This window comes from Streptomyces sp. NPDC058964, from assembly GCF_042741275.1.
GTDB lineage: Bacteria > Actinomycetota > Actinomycetes > Streptomycetales > Streptomycetaceae > Streptomyces.
Genome location: NZ_JBHYKH010000144.1, coordinates 1 through 5,742, shown reverse-complemented (window position 1 = coordinate 5,742; position 5,742 = coordinate 1). Strand labels below are relative to the sequence as shown.

Here is a 5,742-nt window from a genome sequence, read left to right as displayed (position 1 = left end):
CACCGCTGCGCTGGCCGTCCTCGCTGCGCTCGGACGCGATGCTCCCGCCAATGGCCGCCCGACCTTGCTCCCAGCGCCTGCCGCGAACTTCTGCGCCTGCTCGGGCTCAGGGAACGTTCGCCCTGGTGCCTCTCGTACGCCTTCTTGTCCCAGGGCGGCTCCCCACCTTTCCCGGTATATCCCGGGTCGGCTCGCCGCTTGTCATGTCACTGTGATTAGCATCTCGCGATCATGGGAAATCGACCGGCTTTCGTTCGATGTTAATTAAGAACCGACCGGCTTACATCCTGTGTTGAAGCCAGGAGAACCGCAAATTCCAGGCCATGACGCGGATATTGAGCCAGGTCCTGTAACCGAAATAAGTATCAAAGGAGCAGAACATGTCGTACACGCACGTCACCGCACCCACGCAGTACGTGGAGGCGGGAGGAGTCCGGCACGCATACCGCCGGTTCGGCAAGCCGGGGGGCATTCCACTGGTGTTCCTGGTGCACTTTCGCGGTGGGATGGACAACTGGGATCCGGCGGTCACTGACGGGCTGGCCGCGAACCGGGAAGTGATCCTGTTCGACTATTCGGGGGTGGCCGGGTCGAGCGGCGAGGTGCCGGAGACGTTCGAAGGCTTCGGTGACGACAGTGCGGCGGTCATCCGGGCGCTTGGTATTCCGCAGGCCGACGTTCTCGGTTTCTCCATCGGCGGATACATCGCCCAGACTCTGACGCTGCGCCACCCCCAGCTCGTGCGCCGGCTCGTGCTGGTCGGCACGGGACCGCGGGCAGGAGAATTCGAGGGCCAGGACCCAAAGATCTATGAAGTGGCCGGGCACGATCCGGAGATCACCGACGACGGGTACCTGTTCCTGTTCTTCGAGCCGACTGAAACCAGCCGGCAGGCCGGCAGGGACTTCTTGGCGCGGCGCCACCAGCGCACCGTCGACGTCGTCCCGCGGAGCTCGATGCAGGTCGCCAAGGCCCAGGTCGGGGCCATGGCCAAATGGCGCGAGCAGGTTGGTGAGCGCTGGAGCGAGCTGAAGACCATCCAGCAGCCCACCCTGGTCGTCAATGGCAGCCACGACATCATGGTGCCGACGATCAACTCCTACATCCTGCAGCAGCACATTCCGAACGCGCAGCTGGTCATCTATCCGGACTCCGGGCACGGCGCGCTGTTCCAGTACCCCGAGTTGTTCGTGAGCCATGTGTCCCGGTTCCTGGACAGCGAACCCGCCTTCCACTGACCGACACGGCGGCAAGCTGTGGTGCCGGAGAGCGATGATGAGCCGATCGGGCTGGTGAGCGCGGCGGGTCCGTCGTGCTCGCCCCCCACGGACGCTCCGGTGCGCTCCGCCGTGACCGGACAGCCGTCCGCGGGTAGCGCGGGACCACGCAGGGGCCCTCAGTGCCACTCAGGGCCAACCGGTTCGTTGGCTTCGCAGACGTCGCCCGCGGCTTCCACTGTGTGGCCCAGGGCGATCAGCGTCTGGTTGCCGGTGGCTCACCCGGCCGCCTGGACGGCCTTGCCGACGACCTGCTCGGCCTTGGCGCGGACCTTCTCGCTGGCGGCCATGCTGCTCACATTCCCGGTGCCGGATTCAGGCACTGCCTGTGTGGTGAAGAAGGGGCACCACGTTCGCGGAGCGCAGCGCCAGTACTCCGGCGGGGCCGGGTGGATAGATAGCCCGTGGCCACGCCCAGGTCGACCGCGAGCTCTACCTGCCTAATACTCCAGCGGGACTTCTGTACTTCTCCTGGTCAACAGCTGGCGGTGGGGAGTGTAGCGGGGGTTGGGTATGCGTGGGACGGTCTTGAACAGGCCGTCCCATCAACGGTGCCCGCGTCACATGTAATGACAGCGCGGTGAGCAGTCAGTTGTCGTGATCCACGATGTACCGACGAACGCCTGGGACCTGGAACTCGAGGAACTCTTCCGGCAGACCGGGGTCCGCTTCCGGGGTCCGCTTCGCCCAGGTGGAAACCCGGCGGCGAATGCGCGACTACATCCGTGGGCTGCTCGGCCCGGTCGGCCGAAAGAACAGCTGGCAGCTCGCGGAATACGCCGGGCACGCCACCCCACACGGCCTGCAGCACCTGCTTTCCCACAGCCGCTGGGACACCAACGGCCTGCGTGACGACCTCCAGGCGTACGTCGCAAAACAACTCAGCACGCCGGAGGGGTGTATTGATCCTCGATGACACCGGCTTCCTGAAGAGGGGCACCACCTTTGCAGGAGTGCAGCGCCAGTACTCCGGAATGGGCGGGGCCTGAATTCAAATTACTGTCCGGGTTGATCTGTGGAGTGTCGCTCGGCTGGCGTCCCACGAGCCTTCAGCTGTTCCAGGGTGCGGGCGGGCGTTTGGTGTAGCGGCGTAACAGTGATCTTGTGCAGGTCCAGGAGACGGTGCCCGTCCTGGAACTGGTTGGACAGGTTGGTGCGGGTGATGCCGAGTAGTTGGGCCAGGAGCGTACTGGTCGCTGCTCTGCGGCGTCGTCGGCTGCCGAAGCAGCCAACCGGGAAGAATCGCTAGGATTCCAGCATGCCGCCTGTGTCTCTCATCGTCGTCGGCGCCGGTGACCGTGGCGCCAAACATGCCAAGTGGGCTCTGGCTCACCCCGATCGCGCGCACGTTGTCGGCGTCGCCGAGCCGCGCGAGGTGCACCGGACACGGTTCGCGCGTGATCACGCCCTTCCGCCGGAGCGGACCACTTCGGACTGGAGAGACCTTGCTGCTCTCGGCAAGATCGCCGACGCCGTGCTGATCTGCACACCGGACCGCCTGCATGTGGAACCTGCCGTGACCTTTGCGGCCCTCGGTTACCACATCATGGTCGAGAAACCGATGGCCTTGGACGAGGCCTCCTGCAGAGAGATCGTCAAGGCGGTGGAGCAGTCCGGCGTCATGTTCTCCGTAGGGCATGTTCTGCGCTACACCCCGTACACCCGCGCCCTCAAGCAGCTCATCGACTCGGGGCGCCTGGGCACCATCGTCAGCATCCAGCGCCTGGAACCCGTGGGCTTCTGGCACCAGGCGCATTCCTTCGTCCGCGGCAACTGGCGACGCAGCGATGAAGCAACGTCCATGCTGATGGCCAAGTCCTGCCACGACTTGGACTGGTTGCAGTACGTCCTTGGCGAGCCACCAGCCCGCGTGTCCAGTTTCGGCAGGCTGTCCCACTTCCATTCCGCCAACCGGCCCACGGGTGCCGCCGACCGCTGCTTGGACTGCTCCGTTGCGGCGGAATGCCGTTACTCGGCCTCTCGTTTCTACGGCGACCTGCTGGACCGGCAGGAGCACCGTTGGCCGCTCAGCGTGGTCGTCGACAGTTTCACGCCCGAGGCGCTGGAGGAGGCTCTCCGCACGGGCCCATACGGACGGTGCGTCTATGCGTGCGACAACGACGTTGTCGACCACCAGGTCGTTGCCATGGAATACCCCGGAGGAGCCACCGCCACCTTCACCATGACCGCGTTCACCGAGGTGGTCGGCAAGCGCAGCACTCGCTTCTTCGGCACCCGCGGTGAAATGGCCGGCGACGGCGAAACCATCCGCGTCTACGACTTCTTGACCCGCACGGAGGAGTCGATAGCAGTGACGGGCGACGGCACGATGAACGCCGCAGGCGGCCACGGCGGCGGCGATGCAGGACTCATGGGCGCCTTCATCGAAGCGGTGGCCACCAAGGACCCCACTCGGATCAAGTCAGGCCCGCGAGACTCCCTGCTCAGCCACATCTCCGTTCTCGCGGCTGAGCGGGCCCGCCGCAACGGCTCCGTTGAAACAGTGCGAAACCCCTTGTGACGACCGAGCCCGGGGAGGGCGCTCACCCCGGGCTCGCATAAGGCCACAGGCGCTCCACCGTCCCCGACCCCACCTCCGTTTCAGAGCAGGGGACCGGGGCGTGTGCGAGGCAGGGGGCGGCACGGTGGTGGACGCCGCTGCAGTCAGCCGACCGCGGGGTGCTCGAACGCCTGGCGTGCTTCCTCGAGTACTGCTCGCCAGGAGGCGACGTCGGGTCTGCGGCGCAGCAGGGTCCGGCGCTCGCGCTCCGTCATGCCGCCCCACACGCCGAACTCGATGCGGTTGTCGAGGGCTTCGGCCAGGCACTCGGTGCGCACCAGGCAACCATGGCACAGCGTCTTGGCCCGGTTCTGCTGGGCCCCCTGGACGAACAGCTCATCCGGTTCGGCAGTGCGGCAGGCCGCACTCTCCGCCCATTCGCCGCTGGTCATGGCTTTCTCCTCAACGTCCGCAACGACCCTACGCTGTCGTACGTATGGAACGCTCGTCAGGCCTCAAGGCGGCCACGGTCCTGTGCGAACACCCGGGGCGCCGCGGCCGCGGGCCGTCGTCTGTCAAAGCGTCAGGCCAACTGTGTGTGGCTCTCGAGTAGGTGTGATGTGCCGGGATGCCAGCTGTGAAGTCGCGTGGGTGGGTAGCATCCGGCGCAGCACACCAGGGATCAAGGAGCGTGAGGGCCGTGGCCGACGAGGCTGCCGGCATCCACGACAAGTACGCGGGGCGTTTTGCCAGCGAGCTTGAGAGCAACCGCACTGAGCAGGACAATCTCCGTGCTCGGCTGAAGCAGTTGCAGGCGGAGGAGGAGGTACTGCTCGGATTGCAGAGTGCTCTGACTGCCGCGATTGCCGGCCCGGACTCTGCCGCCGGTGGTGCGGCAGGTGTTGCCGCGACCGAGCCGCAGGACCTTGCCCACTCGTCCGCCGTGCGGGAGGAGGTGGCCGTGCCGCAGCCGGGGCACCAGGAGACCAGCAGCCCCGCGGCCCCGTCAAAGAAGGCCGCCGCCAAGCGGACCACCCTGACAAGGAAGGCTGACAAGAAGTCTGCGGCCAAGAAGACCACAGCCCACGCGGCCAAGGCCTCGGTGAACAAGTCGGCGGCGAACAAGGCGGCCGAGCCTTCGCTGGGCGATCTCCTCAAGCAGATCCTGGATAAGCATCCCGGTCAACCGCGCACGGCTGCCGAGGCCACCAGCGAGTTGGAGAACGAGTACTCCGAGGGCGCCCGGAACGCCACCGTCGTGCGCAACACCCTTGAGCGGCTCGTCGCGAAGAGCGCCGTCGAGCGCACCAAGCAGAAGAGCACCGTCCTGTAGGCGAGTCACGGACCTGCCGCAGCGGACAGGGCAACCGCCCGATCGTCCCCGGCGGCCAGCGAGGAAGACGAGAAGGCTCTGGCGCAGGCGTAGCCCGTCACGGCCGGGCGGCCGGGCCGATGCTGCTCCAGCACAACCAGCTTTATGCCGCCGTCACCCGGGCCGGTGAAGGCGTCCTGCTCATCGGCCAGACCGAGGCCGTCGAGCGTGCCGTTGCCAACAACCGCATCCAGCGTCGCAATACGGCCCTGACCCGTCTCATCACCCACACCGACCTCGCGGCACCGCTGCTGCGACCTCGGACACCGAATGGCCCACTCGCCTGGGACCGAACGCATGGCATGAACACAGGTATTCGCGCTGGGTGTGGTGGGCCCGGCTCTCCTCGTAGTTGCCGTTGCTCACCACCGCGCGGAGCTCGAGCACGGTCTCTGCGCCGGACAGGCTCCGACGGGCGTCGGTGATGTCCATCCGGTCCTTCACCAGTGAAGAGGCGTGCACGGCGCTGAGGGCGTCCCCTGGGGGCGGCCTCACCGTGTGCTCCCCGTCAGCCCACCCAGCCCTAGTCCACGGGGTAGTCCGGGGGGCAGGGGTGGGTGAAGTCGAACAGGGACGCGTCTTCGAAAATGCGG

At 66.5% G+C, this 5,742-nt stretch carries 5 protein-coding genes and 1 pseudogene; 4 read left to right on the top strand and 2 right to left on the bottom strand.

Annotated features, from left to right (window positions below):
- Window positions 1–380 precede the first annotated feature (380 nt).
- From ACFW2E_RS19465 to ACFW2E_RS19455, 3 genes and pseudogenes are all read left to right on the top strand, one after another.
- Complete coding sequence (locus ACFW2E_RS19465) at window positions 381–1,238, top strand: alpha/beta fold hydrolase (RefSeq protein WP_384467969.1); 858 nt, start codon at window positions 381–383, stop codon at window positions 1,236–1,238.
- Between the two features lie 669 nt (window positions 1,239–1,907).
- Window positions 1,908–2,260, top strand: a pseudogene (locus ACFW2E_RS19460) (transposase); the annotation flags it as partial.
- 275 nt (window positions 2,261–2,535) lie between these two features.
- Window positions 2,536–3,798 (top strand): Gfo/Idh/MocA family protein, encoded by a 1,263-nt coding sequence (locus ACFW2E_RS19455; RefSeq protein WP_384467967.1) that lies wholly within the window; start codon window positions 2,536–2,538, stop codon window positions 3,796–3,798.
- A gap of 143 nt (window positions 3,799–3,941) precedes the next feature.
- On the opposite strand, the gene ACFW2E_RS19450 is transcribed toward ACFW2E_RS19455, so the two are convergent.
- Complete coding sequence (locus ACFW2E_RS19450; RefSeq protein ID WP_384467965.1) at window positions 3,942–4,229, bottom strand: WhiB family transcriptional regulator; 288 nt, start codon at window positions 4,227–4,229, stop codon at window positions 3,942–3,944.
- A 248-nt stretch (window positions 4,230–4,477) separates the two neighbouring features.
- On the opposite strand from ACFW2E_RS19450, the gene ACFW2E_RS19445 reads away from it, so the two are divergent.
- Complete coding sequence (locus tag ACFW2E_RS19445) at window positions 4,478–5,110, top strand: hypothetical protein (protein WP_384467963.1); 633 nt, start codon at window positions 4,478–4,480, stop codon at window positions 5,108–5,110.
- Window positions 5,111–5,115: 5 nt separating this feature from the next.
- Here ACFW2E_RS19445 and ACFW2E_RS19440 read toward each other — a convergent pair whose 3' ends face one another.
- On the bottom strand, window positions 5,116–5,379 hold the full coding sequence (locus ACFW2E_RS19440; protein WP_384467961.1) for a hypothetical protein: 264 nt from the start codon (window positions 5,377–5,379) through the stop codon (window positions 5,116–5,118).
- Between the last annotated feature and the right edge of the window lie 363 nt (window positions 5,380–5,742).

What these genes read in the sequence shown, in the direction of transcription:
- ACFW2E_RS19465 (WP_384467969.1), top strand. Translation starts at nt 381, where the DNA reads ATGTCGTACACGCACGTCACCGCACCCACGCAGTACGTGGAGGCGGGA.
- ACFW2E_RS19450 (WP_384467965.1), bottom strand. Translation starts at nt 4,229, where the DNA reads ATGACCAGCGGCGAATGGGCGGAGAGTGCGGCCTGCCGCACTGCCGAA.
- ACFW2E_RS19455 (WP_384467967.1), top strand. Translation starts at nt 2,536, where the DNA reads ATGCCGCCTGTGTCTCTCATCGTCGTCGGCGCCGGTGACCGTGGCGCC.